This window comes from Rhodococcus phenolicus, assembly GCF_001646785.1.
GTDB lineage: Bacteria > Actinomycetota > Actinomycetes > Mycobacteriales > Mycobacteriaceae > Rhodococcus > Rhodococcus phenolicus.
This window is the reverse complement of the sequence record NZ_LRRH01000115.1, coordinates 16173-31814: the sequence shown is the minus strand read 5'-3', so window position 1 is coordinate 31814 and position 15642 is coordinate 16173. Positions and strand designations below refer to the sequence as shown.

Below are 15642 nucleotides of genomic sequence, written 5' to 3'. Positions count from 1 at the left end.
GCAACCGTGGTGCGACGACGCGCCACCCCTCCTCGGTGCGCAGACCGTGATCGGACGCTGGCCGTACCCGGCGCACGGGCGCAGCCCCGCCCCCGCGGCCCGCCTCGAGCTGGGCTCGATGGCAGTGGTCTTCGGGAAATACACGGGCGGCGAGGAACTCGCGGAGGCCGAGCAGGAGACCGGCGGTCTCCGCGCGCGCTACGGGGCGCACCTCGTCGACGCCCGGATGGGCGACATCCTGCACTGCCTCGACGGGACCCCGCACGCCGACGCCCTGCATCTGGCGGTGCACGGCAACTTCGATCCCACCGGGCTGCGCGACGGCATCTACCTGGTCGACGGCGACTACCTGAATCCCGTGTCCGTCGAGGGCGTCGAGGCGAGTCCGGTGCGGTTGACCTTCCTCAACGCCTGCCAGCTCGCGCAGGGCCGTGAGGTGTTCGGGGTGTACGCCGGCATGGCGTTCGCCCTGCTGAACATCGGGGTCGAGGCCGTCGTCGCACCGCTGTGGAAGGTGGACGACACTGCGGCGCGGGAGCTGGCAGAGAATTTCTATCCCGCGTTGTTCACCGAGTCCCGCTCCCCCGCGTCGTATCTGCGCGAGGTCCGTTGCCGTCCGGCGGCGGAGAGTCCCGCCGCGACGTCCCTGTCCTACATCTACTTCGGTCATCCCCTGCTGCGGGTGAAGTGGGTCGGCTCGGTCTCAGGGTGAGGTGCGGCGTCGACCAGGTCGTGTTCGACCCGGTAGTCCGCGCGCATCCGGTCCATCGCCGCGTCGCGGCCCTTGTAGGCCCTCGCCGTCACCCGTTCCCGATCGGGATACCGCAGGTCCTGGATCCGGTTGACCAGGGCCAGCGCCGGGCCGACGCGGCGCAGGACGTGCTTGATCGGTCCGTCGGGGATGTGGAGGGCGTCGGCGTCGGCGTCTCCGATGAACACGCGCTGCAGTCCGTGCATCAGTGTCTCCGACACCGCGTGCTTGAGCCGTTCGTTGCCGGGCAGCAGGTTCGAGAGCTCGGGGACGAGATAGTCGTCCGTGAGTGCGACGACGAACCGGCGGTCGTCGTCACCCGGACCCGGCGAGGTGAGCCGGTACAGCTCCTCGACGAGGATGTGGTCGGCTTCCTTGCACAGGTTCAGCTCATCGCTCATGCCGATGACGTGGCCGACGTAGCGCCACAGGTGGTAGATGTCGTCGCGCTCCTCGTCGGTGAACCGCACGCCCAGCACCTCCATGGCCTCGACGGCGATGTGCCCGAACTCGGCCATCGTCAGCGCCATGTAGGACTGCGGAATCGGCACGCCCCACGCCTCTTCGTCCCAGCGGCCGGTCGCGAGGATGCCGCGACGCACATGGGCGTGGATCAGCCGGACCCGCACGGTGAACGCGAAACCTTCTGCGTCGCGCCGCATTCCACCTCGCGTCAGCACGTGCCGCAGCCACTCCCCGACCTCGACCGACCGCACCGCCGGCCGGCTGACGTACCGCCCGGTCAACGCGAGCGGCTTCCCGGCGATCTCGTTGCCGGCGCCGCGGACCAGCGAGGCGGCACCGAGCACCATGCCGAGGATCGGGGTGTGGCGGACGAGGGCGTCGGCGGCGTTGTCGAGGCGGTCGTGGTCGACCCAGTCGGGTTCGTCGTCGAGGAACTTGAACAGCAGCCGCAGCGACTCGGGCGCATCGACGACCGAATCGATCCCGCCGGCCAGGGCGGTGCGTACCGCCTCCGTCGCCGACGAAGCACCGAAATCGTCGGCGACGACCGCGTCGGCGAGCGGGTCCGCCTGCCACATTCCGTCCAGCCATCGGTGTCCGAGGTCGCCGTAGCGACGCACCGCGAGGTCCGCACCGACAAGGTCACGAGGAATCCGTCGCTCCATGTATCCCATGGAAACACGAGGATTCCTCACTTACTATTCACTTTCTGTGAGCTCTCGTCAGGACAAGAACAACCCAGGTAAAGGTGCACGAAAGTCACCGACACAGCAGCGCAGCCGCGAAATGCGTAAGCACCTCCTCACGTCTACCCACGAGCTGCTCGCGCGGCGTCCCTCGACGCGCCCGAGCACGACCGCACTCGCCGAGCACGCCCACGTGAGCATCGGTACCGTGTACCGCTACTTCCCCGACATCGACGCGATCGTCGACGAACTGCGCAGGACGGCGGTCCACGACATCACCACGACCCTGTCGACCGCGATCGGCCGGGCGATGGACCAGGAGCCCGCGGTCGCGATGGTCACGGTCGTCGAGTCCCTCACGGCCGCATTCGAGAAGCACTCGGCGGTGCTGCGCGTGTCCTACACCTCCGACGAGAGCGAATTCGGGATGGCCTGGGCCGAGGTCGAAGGTCCACTGCGGCCGCTCGGGCGGATCATCCCGGCACGGCTGCGCCCGGATCTCGACGACGCCGCGATCGACGATCTCGTGTTCATCGTCATGGGCGCGACGGCGAGCCTGTGTTCGCGGATCGCGTTGCTGCGGCCGCCACAGTCCGATCGGGCGAAGATGATCGCGGTTTCTGCGCGGATGCTGCTCGCCGCCGTCGAGGAAGCGTGAACATCGGACACCGACGTGCTCCCCGAGGGTGGCACACTCGCGTGCATGACCGATGCCCCTGTCATCATCACCGTCGCAGGCCACGCCGAACGCGAGTTCGCCCCGAACCGGTGCACGGTCGCGGTCCGTGTGCACGCCGACGGCGCGACCCGGGAACAGGCCGCCGACCCGGTCGCCGCGGCGGTCGCCACCGTCACCGGACTCGTCACCGAAATGCGCGAGCGCGACGACAGCCCGGTCAAGCGGTGGACGTTCGACCAGGTACGGCACAGCCGCCATCGTCCGTACAACAGCGAGGGCAGGACCCGCCCGTGGCGGTACACGTCGGCGGCAGCGATCACGGTGACCTTCCACGAGTTCGACGCGATCGGCGCGTTCGTCGACAAGGTCTCCGGCATCGACTCCGTCACCGTTTCCGGCCTGCACTGGTGGATCACCCGCAAGACCCAGCAGAAACGGGTCGCACAGGTCCGCGACCTCGCCGTACAGAACGCACTGGACAAGGCGAAGGGATACACGAAGAGCCTGGGATACAGCACATTCCGCGCGATCGCGATCGCGGATCCGGGGATGCTCGGGTTGCAGACGCCCCCGACCCCGTACCCGGTCGGCACACCCAAGATGCGCTCGGCGATGCGCGCCGACATAGCGTCCGCCCCCGAGGAGAGCGTCGAGGCAATCGTTCTCGAACCCGACCGCATCACGATCACCGCGGACGTGGAGGCGCGGTTCGAGGCGTCGTAACTCGTTCCGTGTGGATTCGTGTTCGCCGGGCGGGCACGAATCCACACAGAACGGAAGCGGTCACACCACGTGATGCCGGCCCACCGGCAGCACCAGCGGTTTACCGGACACCGGATCGGAGATCACCCGGCTGTCGAGGCCGAACACGGCACCGACCGTCTCGGCGGTGAGCACGTCCGAGGGATCACCCACCCCGTACACACGGCCACCGGCCATCGCGACGAGATGGTCGGCGTAGCGGGCCGCGAGGTTGAGGTCGTGCAGCACCATGACGATCGTGGTGCCGCGGTCGCGGTTGAGGTCGGTGAGCAGATCGAGCACCTCCACCTGGTGACTCACGTCGAGAAAGGTGGTCGGTTCGTCGAGCAACAGCAGATCGGTCTGCTGGGCGAGGACCATCGCGATCCAGACCCGCTGCCGCTGCCCACCGGAAAGCTCGTCCACGGAACGTTCGGCGAGTTCGGTGATGTGGGTGGCGGCGAGCGCATCGGCGACGGCCGCGTCGTCCTCACGGCTCCAGCGCGACAGCACCCGCTGGTGCGGGTGACGCCCACGGCCCACCAGGTCCGCGACGACGATGCCTTCGGGTGCGATGGGCGATTGCGGCAGCAACCCGAGGGTGCGGGCGAGTTTCTTCGCGGGCAGCCGGTGCACGTCCTTGCCGTCGAGCAGCACCCGGCCGCCGCGCGGCGACAGCAGGCGCGACATCGACCGCAGCAGTGTCGATTTCCCGCACGCGTTGGCGCCGACGATGCACGTGATCTTTCCCGGCGGCACCACGAGATCGAGGTTCTCGACGACGGTGCGGTTGCCGTAACCGAGTTCCAGGTTCTCGACCGTCAGAGTGTGCGTTGCGGTCACAGCGAGCCTCCCGCCCGGTTGGATCGAATGATGAGGTACACGAGGTAGGGGGCGCCGAGCGCGCCCGTCACCACCCCGACGGGATACCGGGTGCCGAACGCGTACTGGCCGACGAAGTCCGCGACCAGCACGAGCAGGGCGCCGACCAGCGCCGCCGGAACGAACAGCGACGTGCCGCGACCGACGAGACGCGCCGCGATCGGCCCGGACAGGAACGCGACGAACGCGATCGGTCCCGCCGCGGCGGTCGCGAAGGCGATCAGCCCGACCGCCGCGACGATCGCGACGATGCGGGTGCGTTCCACCCGCACACCGAGGGCCTGGGCCGCGTCGTCGCCGAGCTGGACCATCGACAGGTTGCGGGCCTGCAGGAGCAGCACCGGCCCGATCACGACGAGCGCGACGATCACCGGAACGGTCGCGAACCACGTGGCGCCGTTGAGGCTGCCGGTGAGCCAGCGCAGCGTCTCCTGCATGTCCCACGTGGCGGCGGTGCTGAGCAGATAGGACGTGACGCTGTCGAGCATCGCGGCGATGCCGATACCGATGAGGATCAGGCGGGTGCCGGCGACACCGCCCCGATAGGCCAGTCCGTAGATCAGCAGGGCCACGGTCAGGGCTGCGACGATCGCGAAGATCGAGACCTGGGTGCCGCCGAGCGAGAGCACGATGATGGCGAACGCGGCGGCCGCGCTCGCGCCCGAGCTGATGCCGATGACGTCGGGACTCGCCAACGGGTTGCGCAGCATCGTCTGGAAGGTGATGCCGCCCAGTCCGAAGCAGATCCCGGCGATCACGGCGAGGACGGTGCGGGGCAACCGCAGGCGCCCGACGGTGAAGGACGCTCCGGGAACGTCCTGTCCCAGGATCACCCGCAGCACGTCGGCCGGTGGATAGAAGGTCTTGCCGAACATCAGGCTCGCGGCGAATCCGGCGAGGACGAGGACGGCGAGGACGCCGATGACGATGCGGCGGTGCCGGCCTCGGCGCACGCGGCTCGCGGCGATTCCGTCGACGTCGGATGCGGTGGTCTCGAGTATGGCGGTCACAGTTCGCGGAGTTTCTGCCGTCGGACGATGTAGATGAAGAAGGGCGCGCCGATGAGCGCGGTGATGACGCCGACGTCGATCTCGGCGGGGCGGGCGACGATGCGGCCCATCACGTCGGCGGCGGTGAGCAATCCCGCTCCCGCGAGCGCGGAGAAGGGCAGCAGCCATCGGTTGTCCACGCCGATCAACAGCCGGCACAGGTGGGGTACGACGAGGCCCACGAACATGATCGGTCCGGCGACGGCGGTCGCGGTACCGCACAGCAGGACCGCGCCGAGCGCGGCGAGCCCGCGTGTCACGGCGACGCGCTCCCCGAGTCCTGCGGCCACGTCGTCGCCGAGTGCCAGCGAGTTGAGGCCACGCGCAGAGAGCAGGCAGACGGCGAATCCGATGAGGAGGAACGGAACGGCATGACCGATGGCTTCGTAGTTCGCTCCGCCGACACCGCCGATCTGCCAGGATCGCATGCTTCCGGCGATGTCGTTGCGCGGCAGGATGATCGCGGTGACGAACGACGCCAGCGCCGCGGAGGTCGCGGCACCGGCGAGGGCGAGTTTGAGCGGCGTCGCTCCCCCGCGGCCGAGTGATCCGATCGTGTAGACGAACAGTGCGGCGGCACCCGCTCCGACGATCGCGACCCAGATCGTCGCGGTCTGCTGCCACAGGCCGAACCAGGCCATTCCGGTGACCACCGCGAGCGAGGCACCCATGTTGACGCCGAGGATGCCCGGGTCTGCGAGCGGATTGCGCGTGACCCCCTGCATCACGGCACCCGCGAGACCCAGTGCAGCGCCGACGATCAGCGCCAGAACGGTCCGGGGAATACGTTTGGCGATCGCGCCCTGACCGATGTTGTCCGTCGCCCCGCCGAGCGCCGCGACGATGTCGGACCATTCGACGTTGCGCGAACCGATCGTGATCGACGCGATCACGAGCAGCACGAGCACGCCGAGCAGGACGAGGAGCCAGGCCGACCGGCCGAGCGCCGAGCGCCCCGACTCGCGGGCACCCGGCGCCGACTCCTGTTGTACCGCAGTCACTCCGCGTTCGACTTGCCTGCTGCTTGGGCGAGCAGATCGGCGTAGTCGGACAGCACCCAGGAGATCGCCAGCGGCGTGGGGTTGGCGGCGGTACCGAGCGGTCCCGACCCGTCGAGGAACACGATCGAGCCGTTGCGGACGGCCGGCATCTGCGACAGCAGCGGGTCCGCCTTCAACGCGTCGACGAGCGCCTGGTCACCGTAGGTGACGATGATGTCGACGTCGTCGAACATGTCGACCTGCTCGGCACTGACCTTCCCGGAGAATCCGCCGCCGGTGGAGGCGTCGACGACGCTCTTCGGGGTGGCGAGGCCCAGGTCCTCGAAGAAGGCGGCGCGGGTGTCGTTGGCGGTGTAGAAGCTGACCTGGCTCAGGTCGGCGGTGTCGACGTGCGTCAGGAACATCGTCGACTTCCCCTCGAGTTCGGGGTGCGCGGCCGCCTCGGCTGCGATCTCCTTCTCGAGGCTCGCGACAAGCTCTTCTCCCTCGGCGGCCATGCCGAGCCCGGCGCTGTTGAGCTCGATCATGTCGCGCCACGACGTCGCCCACGGCGCCTCGGGGTAGGCGATGACGGGGGCGATCTCGCTGAGAGTGTCGTAGTCCTCCTGCGTCAGACCGGAGTACGCGGCGAGGATGACGTCGGGGTTCGTATCGGAGACGGCCTCGAAGTCGATGCCGTCGGTCTCGTCGAACAACACGGGGGTCTCGGCGCCGAGTTCCTCGAGACGCTCCTCGACCCACGGCAGCAGGCCGTTGTCATCATCGTCCCCGAAGTTGGCTGCGGCCATGCCGACCGGCACCACGCCGAGCGCGAGCGGAACCTCGTGGTTGGCCCAGTTCACCGTGGCGACGCGTTCGGGCTTCTCGTCGAGGGTGACGGTGCCGAGCGCGTGCTCGATCGTGATCGGGTATTCGGCCGAGCCGGAGGCAGTGGAATCGGACGCGGGGGTCTCCGAGGAGTCGGAGCCACAGGCCGTCAAGCTCAGGGCGACCGCGACGGAGGCGGCGGCCGTCATCAGTAGGCGCTTCGAACGCATGGGGGCAGAACTCACTCTCGTGCGGGGTAGGCCCTCGCTTCCGGCCACATCGTGGGGTTAGGCGAGGTTTGCCTAAACCGTAATGTTCGCCCGATCCGGACGCAATCGCTCGTTTGGGACATCCCGTGTAGCGATCGGGACATCAGGATTCCCGGAACGCCCCCGGTGTCGCTCCCGTGACGCGGCGGAACGCCGCACCGAATGCGCTCGCCGACCGGTAACCCACCCGCTCGGCAACCTCGTCGACATCGACGCCGTGCCCCAGCAGCATCGCCGCGCGCTGCGCCCGGACCGCCGCCACCCAGCGGCCGAGGCTCAGCCCGGTTTCCGAACGAAAGGTCCGCGTGATCGTGCGGGTACTCACGCCCAGCTCGGTCGCCCAGTCCGACAGGGACCGCTGGTCACCGGGGTCCTCGGCGATCGCGTCGACGATGGGGCGCACCAGCGGGAGGGACGGGTGCTGCACGACGAGCTCGTGTTCGGCGGGTGCGAGCACGTCGAGGACCATCCGCTCGGTCAGCGAGCGCGACCCGTCGGTGAGCCGGTCGTCCTCCAGACGGTCGAGCAGCAGCCGCAGCAGGGGCGCCATCTCGACGGCGACCGGGCCGTCGGACAACGCCGGCACGGAGTCGATCCCGAAGTGGGCGGTGCGGTACCACGTGCCTGCCGGCATGACACCCCAGTGCAGCCGGCCGGCCGGAATCCACAATCCGATCCGGGGTGTGATGGTCCAGGTACGCGACCCGATCGTCGCACTCGACGCACCGCGGTCGTTCCACAGCAGCTCGTGCGTCGGATGCGAATGCGGTTCCCAGCGGGTGTCGCAGTCGATGCGTTCGTCCATGCCCGCGATCACGAACGGCACGTCGATGGCACCGGCGTCGTACACCGGCAGGACCCTGGACTCCATGGCCTCGAGTATGTCGTACCTGCCGGACCGTGTTCTGTGTGGATTCGTGTCCGCCTCACGAACACGAATCCACACAGACGCGCTACAGGTCGGTGACGTCGGTCAGTTCGTAGTGCAGCGTCGATGTGTGCATCACGCGGTGTGCCAGGTGGACGCCGACGTGCTGCACGATCGGGAACTTCTTGTCGATCAGTTCCCCGGCCGTGCGGGACTCCTCACCGGACAGCAGATGTGCCGTGGCGCGGGCCGCCGGTCCCGTCGGCTTGCCCGACCACGTGCACGGGCGGATACGCACGTCCGGGAAGTTGCGCAGCCGCTTGTTCTTCGACGCCTTGCCCGGCGTGCGGAAGTAGGCGTGATCGCCCGCGACCACGAGATTGACCGGGGTGTGGACCCACGTGCCGTCGCGTTTGCGTGTCTGCAGCTGCACGACCTTCTCCCCGGCGAACCGCTTCAGGGCGGTCGGCTCGTTTCCGGGCATGCTGCCGGTCCCCGGCTTCGCGGCGTCCGCGCGCGGGCTCGCGTGGAGAGTCGGCGCGTAGGTCAGTTGCTGGACGCGGCCGTCGAACGTGTGGGTTTCGAGGAGTTCGAGGTCGAATTCGGCGCCGGGCACGAACACCGGATTGCGCCCGCTCGTCCCGGTGATCGCCGGGAAGACCGTGATCACGAGCCGGTCGACGAGCCCGGCCGCCATGAGCGAACGGTTCATCGACAGACTTCCGTGCGACCACAACGGCCGATCGGATTCGGCTTTCAGCCGCGGGATCGCGGTGAGCGCGTCCTCGGCGAGGAGCGTCGTGTTCTCCCACTCCAACGGCGCCTCGAGCGTCGTCGAGACGACGACCTTCCTGGCCTTGTTGATCAGTTCGAAGGTGGGATCGTCCCCGGACCGGACGATCCGGTACAGGTCCCGGTAGGTGTTGGCGCCGAGGACGAGGATCCGGTCGGATCCGAACGCCTCGGCGCGGCTCGCCACGAGTTCGGGACCTTCCTTGCCCCAGTATCCGGGCCAGTCCACCGCGGTGCCGTATCCGTCGAGACTGGTGAACACGTCGAATGTGTAAGTGGCCATGATGATTCGAACCTCCGCACGCGACGACGCGGGCGTCACGTCCGCCGCTGGGTCGAACGGTGAAGTTGAAATCTGCCACTGCGACCGTAGCTCGAACACATCCGGATGGGAAGGGAATCGTGAGGCACGGCCCGCTAAGCGAGATCGCGGCGGAGCGGCGCCGCCATCGCGATCGCCGCCGCACCGAGCGCATAGACGGCGAGGACCAGCGCGCCGAGAAGCGGGGACAACAGCACGGGCGTACCCAGCGATGTCTCCTCGCCGAGGGTGTCGGCCAGGAACGTGAAATCGGTCAGCGCCGCGGTCGCGCCACCGGGCAGGAACGGATAGAGCGCGTTGAGGCCCGGCACGATCATGAGCAGGTACTCGAGGAGATAGAAGTAGCCGAGCACGATCGCGACCGCGACGAGCTGGTGGCGGGCCAGCGCCCCGATGCCCACGCCGAGCAGCATGTAGATGGCGGCGGCCGCGGCCAGACGCACGAGAAGTGTCGCGACGTCGTCGGTGGACGCACCGAGCGTGGTGCCGCGCAGGACCACGACGCACCACAGTGCGAGTCCCGAGGACGCGGACATGAGCAGTCCGTACGCGAGTCCGAAACCGCTGTAGACGAACAGTTTTGCCGCGAGGACCCGGCTGCGGCGCGGCACTGCCAGGAATGTGGCGCCGATGGTGCCGTGCCGGTATTCGCCCGTGATCGCGATCGTGCCGAGGAGCGCGGGGACGAACAGGAGCAGTCCGGTGGTGCCGACGACGATGCCCGCCCCTTCCGGGGTGTCGAGTCCGGGCATCGGTGGTGATGTGTTCTCCGGCCCGACGAGTCCGAGCAGGCCGGTGAGACCGGCACCGCTGACGATCGCCGCGATCGCCGCCCACAGCGGAAGCCGGGTGGAGAACAGACGGATGATCTCGCCGCGGATTGCTTTGTTCATGCCGCCTGCTCCCGGGTGGTGAGGCGGAGGAATGCCTCTTCGAGGGTGTCGCCGCTCGCGGTCAGGGTGTCGAGAGCACCGGTCCAGACGAGGCGTCCGTGGTCGATGAGCACGACGTCGTCGATGCTCTGTTGCAGCTCGCCGAGGGCGTGGCTCGAGATCAGGACCGTCCCACCGGAATCGGTGAACTCTCGCAGAAACCCTCGTAGCCAGACGATTCCGACCGGATCGAGCCCGTTGGACGGCTCGTCGAGCACGAGCACCTCCGGCTCACCGAGCAATGCGGTGGCCAGGGCGAGTCGCTGCCGCATCCCGGTGGAGTAACCACCGACACGGCGGTCCGCGAACCGGTCGAGTGCAACGGTGGCGATGACCTCGCCGACCCGCGACATCCGGTGCCCGCCGAGTGCGCAGAACGTCCGGAGGTGATCTCGGGCCGTGGTCGCGGGATGCGCGGAGGCGATGTCGAGCACCGCGCCGACGGTGCCGGTGGGGTCCGGCAGATCCGGGTAGGCGACCCGGCCGAACAGGGCGGTGCCGCGGTCCGGCCGGGTGAGGCCGAGGAGCATCCGCAAGGTGGTGGATTTCCCGGCACCGTTCGGCCCAAGAAACCCTGTCACGCGGCCGGATCGGACCGTGAACGTGAGGTCGGTGACGGCGTCCACCCGGCCGAATCGTTTGGTGAGATTCGCGACCTCGATCGACGGTCCCTTCATCGGATACCCGCCGGGCGGAGGGCATCGGCGATGCCGTACGCGTTCGGGCTGCTGAGCAGGAGTTCGTCGAACTGCGTGTCGCGGTGAAGGCCGATGCGCAGAACCGGATTGCCTCGCTTCATCACGACCAGGCGCTTGATTCCGCTGGGATGCAGGAAGATTCCGACTTTCAGATAGCCGGAGATCGCCAATCCCGATCGGAGACCGAGGATTTCGGACGACCACCCGGGTAGCACGTCGACGGCCTCGATCGCGGACAGCGGCACCGCCATCCCGGACCGGCGCACGAACGGAGCTTCCCACCGAGAGAAGGACAGGTGGAGCGTTGTTTCGTCGTATTTCAGTTCCGCCATGGCGTAGAGCCTCCTGACGACGGTAGAGTCGAATCGATAGTGATAACATTATCAGCATGAGAACAATGAGGGAAGGGTCCCGATGGCGAACACGCCGATAGCCGATGTCGTGCTGCATCCCGTCCGGCTACGGATCGTGCAACAACTCGGAGGCCGGCACTTGACGACCGCGCAACTCCGCGCGGCGCTTCCCAACGTCACCCAGGCCACGCTCTACCGGCACGTCGCCGCACTGATCGACGCCGAGATCGTCACCGTCGTCGACGAACGCCGCGTGCGCGGAACCATCGAGCGCACCCTCGCGCTCGGCGACCGCATGGCGCACGTCGGCCACGACGACCTCGAGGCGATGAGCGACGCGGAACTCCGCAACGCCTTCCTCACGTTCCTCGGCGCCCTCGGGGACAGCTTCGACAAGTTCGTCGACGGCGAGGACCGAACCCTGCGGAACTACCTGGGCTTCGGCACGACACCGCTCTACGTCACCACCGACGATCTCGCGAAGATCCAGGCCGGACTCGCCGAGCTGCTCGCGCCCTACCGAACGGATTCCGGCGACGACCGCGTCCGCGTCGCGCTGACGACCGCGGTGATCCCCACGCCCCCGACCACGGACCCGGACGAGAACTGAGCATCGATGCCGCGGTCGCACACTCGCGTGTCTCCTCGGGAACACGCGCCACTCGTGGCAGGCTCGGCAGAATGCATCCGTACGACGAGGGATTCGAGCCACCACAGGCCTGTTCCGAGTGGTGCCGGGCGCGGTCGTTCGATCTGCAAGTGCTCGACGAGGGCGTCACCGTCGACCTGAAGTGGTGGAACGAGCATCTCGAACGCGCCGAGCACGGGATCCGGCTGCGCGGCCGCAACCTCGACGGTCGTGTCGTCACCGACGGGGATGCGATCGTCCAACGCAACGATCTGCGCCTGGACAGCGAACTCGTCGACGCCGACCACGACGGTCTGGGACTGCTGTTCCTGTGCGCGGCGTGGCGTAGCGCGCATCCGCGGCGGCGCGCCGTCCGACGATTTCCCGACGTCCGTGACGCACGTGCCCCGAAGAACCGCGACCGGCTGTCCAAGATCAAGGGCGTACTCGACTACTGCGCGAAGACCCGAACGCTGCCGGACACTGCGCGGCAGACGTGGTCGGGATGGCCGGACACACCCGGTGTCGGGGTTCCGCTGCTGGCGACGTATCTGTGGGCGGTCGGCGCCCGGACCGACACCGGACCCGCGCAGCTGCTCGACCAGCACGGGGTGTCGACGCTCGTCCACGAAGGCTGGCTCGAAGACCCCTCGGTCGCCGACTTCACGCTGCGGCGCTATCACCGGTACGTCGATCTGCTCACCACGTGGGCCTCCCTCATGACCACCCGCCCGGAGCTCGTCGAGATGTGGCTCGTCGACCGGTGGCACGCCCGCATCAGCGAGGCGCGCGACGGGTCGCACGCGACACCGCGGTTGTTCTGACGTTTCCCTAGGACGTATGCGGTCCGCGGGTCCACACCTGATCGTCGCGAACCCAGGCAACCGAGATCTCGTCGGGGACGACGGCGTCTGTGAGCCAGTAGGTTTCGTCCGGCGCCCATCCCGCAATGACCGACGCGGAGCCGACGTCGACGTCGATCGCCGTTCCCGCCGCAGCCAGATAACCGGCGACGGTGAGATGCACTCCCCCGTACTCCCCGGCAACACGCTGCCAGTCGGGAATCACCCATCGTCCGTCGCGGCCGGTGGTCCGGTACCAATCGTGACGCTTCTCGGCCGTGACCTCGAGCGGGAACCGCCGGCACAGATCTGCCCACGCGTCCACGCCGTCGATCTCCAGCACCTCGGTTCCCGGCGGCACCTTCACCCGCCGCGCGAAAGCACGCTCCCAGCCCATGCTGTCCTCGACGAACCACAGGGCCGCCGGGTTCCCGCCGGCGAGTGTCCGGGCCGAAGACCACATGTGCGTCAGAGGCGGTGACCACCATTCACCGGACCAGTTCGCCGTCGGGTCGGTGGGACGATCGCGTTCCGCTCGGGCCTCGAACTCGACGACGCGAGTACGCCAGTCACGCAACCGTTCCGCGACGGGAGCCGGGACGGTGCCGTCCCCGTCGCTGTCCCAGCCCACGAGCCACTGGTCGTCGCGTGCGATGCCGGTCGCCCACCACTGCGCGTACGACGACCGGGCGATGTGCTCGGCGACCCGTCGAAGTCCCTGTCGTACAGGCGGCGTCGCGACGAGAACGTCCTCGCCCTCCGGGTCCTGCCAATACCGGGCCGAATCGATGGCTTCGACGAGCGCCGTGAGCAGGTCGTGCGCCGTCACCTCGGGCAGCGGCACCTGCGACATCCGCCGCGCGACCTCCTCCGGAGCGATCTCCGGCCACTGCGGTTCTTCGGCACCGGCACCGTAGACGACGCGGGTCCGTCCCCGGCCGGGGTCGAGCTGATAGGACGCCAGGGACACCGCGGCGCCGAACGAATTCTCGTCGTACTCCTGACGGGTCGCGGAATCCGCCGCCCGCACGAACGCGAGCAGCATCCGGCGCCCACGGGGACCCACCGACAACTCATCTGCCGTGATCATCATCCCGCCCAGTAGATCATTCCTCGGCTAGGTTGATGCGATGAGAACGCTCTGGGCCGTGTCGGTCGTCTCGCTGCTGTGCACCGTGGCGATGTGGGTGTTCGCCGTGCCGCAGCTCGTGTTCTCCGGAGTCATCGACGTCGGACCCTATTTCGGGCTCATGATGGTGCTGCCCACCCTGGTCGGATTGCCCTGCGCGGTCGCCGGGACCATCGCAGGCATCGTCTGCGTGGTCCGGCAACGCGCCCGCAACTGGGCCGCGAACCTCATGACGCTCGGCCAGGTGGTGACCGTGGCTCTGGCCGTCGCCATCGTCGTGTGGGCGCTGGGCTTCGCGACGACCGGCTGGGAACTGATCGCGTTGCCGACGTCGCTGATGATCGGGCAGATCGTGGTGGTCGCGGGGCTGATCAAGGCAGGTCGCCCGCGGATGCCGAGGTCGGCGCGGGCCTCGTAAGCTCGTTCTGTGTGGAAAAACGCCCGCCCAGCGAACACAATTCCACACAGTCTCGTCGACCAGGAGGCAACAATGGCACTCAGTGGTTCGATCTTCCGCTTCGCAGGTTCATTCAACTCCGTAGTGATGGCAGCGAGCGGACTGCCGGTCATCGGTAGCTTCATCCGCGGCCACATCGCGCCGATCACCTACACCGGTCGCAAATCCGGCCGGACGATCACGCTGCCGGTCGGCTATCGACTCTCGGGCGACACCGTGAAGATCGCGGTCGCGATGCCCGACCAGAAGACGTGGTGGCGGAACTTCCTCGGTGACGGCGCGCCCATGAGCATCCAGCTGGAGAAGGAGCGCACAGGGCACGCCGTCGCGCATCGTGACGACCGCGGTCGCGTCGAGGTAGTTCTGAAACTCGCTCCCGCATAGTCGGTTGCACGATCTCATGCGCCTCGAGTTCGGCGCACGAACCGTCAACCCTGTGCGGATCCCGTCTCGACCGGGTTCTCCGGGTTCGAGCACCACTGGGACCAGGATCCCGGGAACAGTGCCAGGTCGACTCCGGTGATCGCTGCGGCCGCGACGACCACCGATGCCGTGACACCGGACCCGCAGTACGTCCCGGTGGCACCGGCCTCGGAGATGCCACTCGCGGCGAACGCTGCTCGCAGTTCGTCCGGGGCGAGGAATGTGCCGTCCGCATTCAGCAGCGCCGTGGACGGCAGGTTCGCCGCACCCGGGATGTGGCCGGCGACGGGGTCGACCGGCTCGACCTCACCGCGAAATCGCTCGGGAGCCCGTGCGTCGAGAAGCACGCCCTCGGCAGCAATCCGTGCGGCTTGCTCGGCGGTCAGGGACGGCAGCGCTCCTGCCTCGAGATTGCGGTGCTCCACCGTGATCGACCCGGCGGGCGCCGACGCAGATCCCGACTCCTCGGCCAGACCGGCGGCCCGCCAGCCCGCGAGCCCGCCGTCGAGAATCCGCACGTCGTCGAGTCCGGCCGCGCGCAGCACCCACCACGCGCGCGACGAGCCGGCACGGTTCCAGTCGTCGTAGACCACGACGGTGTCGCCGGCATCGACGCCCCAGCTCCGCAATGCCGCTTCGAGCGCGTCACCGGACGGCAGCGGATGTCGACCGCGGCCCGGCACCGAGTGGTCGCTGAGTTCGGTCTCGAGGTCGACGTACACAGCGCCGGGAATGTGCCCGGCCTCGAATGCGGCCCGTCCGTCGGGTTCGGCCAGCGCCCACCGGACGTCGAGGACCCGCACCTTCGCACCGGAGTCGAGGAGGCCGGCGAGCTCGGCGGGGGAAACGAGAGTCATGGGAGTCCTAT

The 15642-nt window shown here is 68.4% G+C and carries 19 protein-coding genes and 1 pseudogene; 7 read left to right on the top strand and 13 right to left on the bottom strand.

The features are described from left to right. Nucleotides 1-712 (top strand): CHAT domain-containing protein (locus A8G15_RS25520; protein WP_156665560.1); only part of this gene is annotated, 712 nt, incomplete at its 5' end. On the opposite strand, the gene A8G15_RS25515 is transcribed toward A8G15_RS25520, so the two are convergent. Then, nucleotides 667-1881, bottom strand: coding sequence for an oxygenase MpaB family protein (locus A8G15_RS25515; protein ID WP_068165800.1), 1215 nt, complete (start codon nucleotides 1879-1881; stop codon nucleotides 667-669). The two genes, A8G15_RS25520 and A8G15_RS25515, sit on opposite strands and share 46 nt — an antisense overlap. 121 nt (nucleotides 1882-2002) lie before the next feature. Here A8G15_RS25515 and A8G15_RS25510 point away from each other — a divergent pair, with 121 nt between their 5' ends. After that, nucleotides 2003-2560, top strand: a complete 558-nt coding sequence (locus A8G15_RS25510) for a TetR/AcrR family transcriptional regulator (RefSeq protein WP_068165799.1) — start codon at nucleotides 2003-2005, stop codon at nucleotides 2558-2560. Between the two features lie 45 nt (nucleotides 2561-2605). Next, nucleotides 2606-3304: an SIMPL domain-containing protein gene (locus A8G15_RS25505; RefSeq protein ID WP_068165815.1), complete on the top strand. Its 699-nt coding sequence runs from the start codon at nucleotides 2606-2608 to the stop codon at nucleotides 3302-3304. Between the two features lie 60 nt (nucleotides 3305-3364). Here the strand turns inward: A8G15_RS25505 and A8G15_RS25500 are convergent, their stop codons facing one another. The 10 genes and pseudogenes from A8G15_RS25500 to A8G15_RS25455 all read right to left on the bottom strand — a co-directional run bounded on the left by A8G15_RS25500 (nucleotide 3365) and on the right by A8G15_RS25455 (nucleotide 11274). After that, nucleotides 3365-4165 carry an ABC transporter ATP-binding protein gene (locus A8G15_RS25500; RefSeq protein WP_068165796.1) on the bottom strand — a complete coding sequence of 267 codons (801 nt, stop codon included), beginning with the start codon at nucleotides 4163-4165 and terminating at the stop codon, nucleotides 3365-3367. Then, complete coding sequence (locus tag A8G15_RS25495; RefSeq protein ID WP_068165794.1) at nucleotides 4162-5214, bottom strand: FecCD family ABC transporter permease; 1053 nt, start codon at nucleotides 5212-5214, stop codon at nucleotides 4162-4164. The genes A8G15_RS25500 and A8G15_RS25495 overlap by 4 nt, the downstream gene beginning before the upstream one ends. After that, nucleotides 5211-6254, bottom strand: coding sequence for a FecCD family ABC transporter permease (locus A8G15_RS25490; RefSeq protein WP_068165791.1), 1044 nt, complete (start codon nucleotides 6252-6254; stop codon nucleotides 5211-5213). Before A8G15_RS25490 ends, A8G15_RS25495 begins: the two co-directional genes overlap by 4 nt. Continuing rightward, nucleotides 6251-7291, bottom strand: coding sequence for an iron-siderophore ABC transporter substrate-binding protein (locus tag A8G15_RS25485; RefSeq protein ID WP_068165789.1), 1041 nt, complete (start codon nucleotides 7289-7291; stop codon nucleotides 6251-6253). Before A8G15_RS25485 ends, A8G15_RS25490 begins: the two co-directional genes overlap by 4 nt. A gap of 142 nt (nucleotides 7292-7433) precedes the next feature. Continuing rightward, nucleotides 7434-8201 carry a helix-turn-helix domain-containing protein gene (locus tag A8G15_RS25480; protein ID WP_068165788.1) on the bottom strand — a complete coding sequence of 256 codons (768 nt, stop codon included), beginning with the start codon at nucleotides 8199-8201 and terminating at the stop codon, nucleotides 7434-7436. A gap of 82 nt (nucleotides 8202-8283) precedes the next feature. Continuing rightward, entirely contained in the window at nucleotides 8284-8682 is a 399-nt protein-coding gene (locus A8G15_RS25475; protein WP_068165813.1) for a PPOX class F420-dependent oxidoreductase, read from the bottom strand. A gap of 87 nt (nucleotides 8683-8769) precedes the next feature. Then, nucleotides 8770-9273: pseudogene (locus A8G15_RS25470) on the bottom strand (dihydrofolate reductase family protein); the annotation flags it as partial. Nucleotides 9274-9407: 134 nt separating this feature from the next. Beyond that, the gene (locus tag A8G15_RS25465) at nucleotides 9408-10205 is read right to left on the bottom strand and encodes an ABC transporter permease (RefSeq protein ID WP_068165786.1); all 798 of its coding nucleotides are present in this window, start codon (nucleotides 10203-10205) and stop codon (nucleotides 9408-9410) included. Beyond that, complete coding sequence (locus tag A8G15_RS25460) at nucleotides 10202-10921, bottom strand: ABC transporter ATP-binding protein (protein ID WP_068165784.1); 720 nt, start codon at nucleotides 10919-10921, stop codon at nucleotides 10202-10204. Before A8G15_RS25460 ends, A8G15_RS25465 begins: the two co-directional genes overlap by 4 nt. After that, nucleotides 10918-11274, bottom strand: coding sequence for a hypothetical protein (locus A8G15_RS25455; RefSeq protein WP_068165783.1), 357 nt, complete (start codon nucleotides 11272-11274; stop codon nucleotides 10918-10920). Before A8G15_RS25455 ends, A8G15_RS25460 begins: the two co-directional genes overlap by 4 nt. Before the next feature lie 82 nt (nucleotides 11275-11356). On the opposite strand from A8G15_RS25455, the gene A8G15_RS25450 reads away from it, so the two are divergent. After that, nucleotides 11357-11905 carry a helix-turn-helix domain-containing protein gene (locus tag A8G15_RS25450; RefSeq protein ID WP_068165780.1) on the top strand — a complete coding sequence of 183 codons (549 nt, stop codon included), beginning with the start codon at nucleotides 11357-11359 and terminating at the stop codon, nucleotides 11903-11905. A gap of 71 nt (nucleotides 11906-11976) precedes the next feature. Beyond that, nucleotides 11977-12747 (top strand): 8-oxoguanine DNA glycosylase OGG fold protein, encoded by a 771-nt coding sequence (locus A8G15_RS25445; RefSeq protein ID WP_068165777.1) that lies wholly within the window; start codon nucleotides 11977-11979, stop codon nucleotides 12745-12747. Nucleotides 12748-12754: 7 nt separating this feature from the next. Here the strand turns inward: A8G15_RS25445 and A8G15_RS25440 are convergent, their stop codons facing one another. Beyond that, nucleotides 12755-13858 (bottom strand): hypothetical protein, encoded by a 1104-nt coding sequence (locus tag A8G15_RS25440; protein ID WP_342671595.1) that lies wholly within the window; start codon nucleotides 13856-13858, stop codon nucleotides 12755-12757. A gap of 37 nt (nucleotides 13859-13895) precedes the next feature. On the opposite strand from A8G15_RS25440, the gene A8G15_RS25435 reads away from it, so the two are divergent. Together A8G15_RS25435 and A8G15_RS25430 are read left to right on the top strand one after the other, a co-directional pair. After that, nucleotides 13896-14312, top strand: coding sequence for a hypothetical protein (locus A8G15_RS25435; protein WP_068165776.1), 417 nt, complete (start codon nucleotides 13896-13898; stop codon nucleotides 14310-14312). 72 nt (nucleotides 14313-14384) lie between these two features. After that, nucleotides 14385-14735, top strand: a complete 351-nt coding sequence (locus A8G15_RS25430; protein ID WP_068165774.1) for a PNPOx family protein — start codon at nucleotides 14385-14387, stop codon at nucleotides 14733-14735. 44 nt (nucleotides 14736-14779) lie between these two features. Here A8G15_RS25430 and A8G15_RS25425 read toward each other — a convergent pair whose 3' ends face one another. Beyond that, nucleotides 14780-15631, bottom strand: coding sequence for a sulfurtransferase (locus A8G15_RS25425; protein ID WP_068165773.1), 852 nt, complete (start codon nucleotides 15629-15631; stop codon nucleotides 14780-14782). Between the last annotated feature and the right edge of the window lie 11 nt (nucleotides 15632-15642).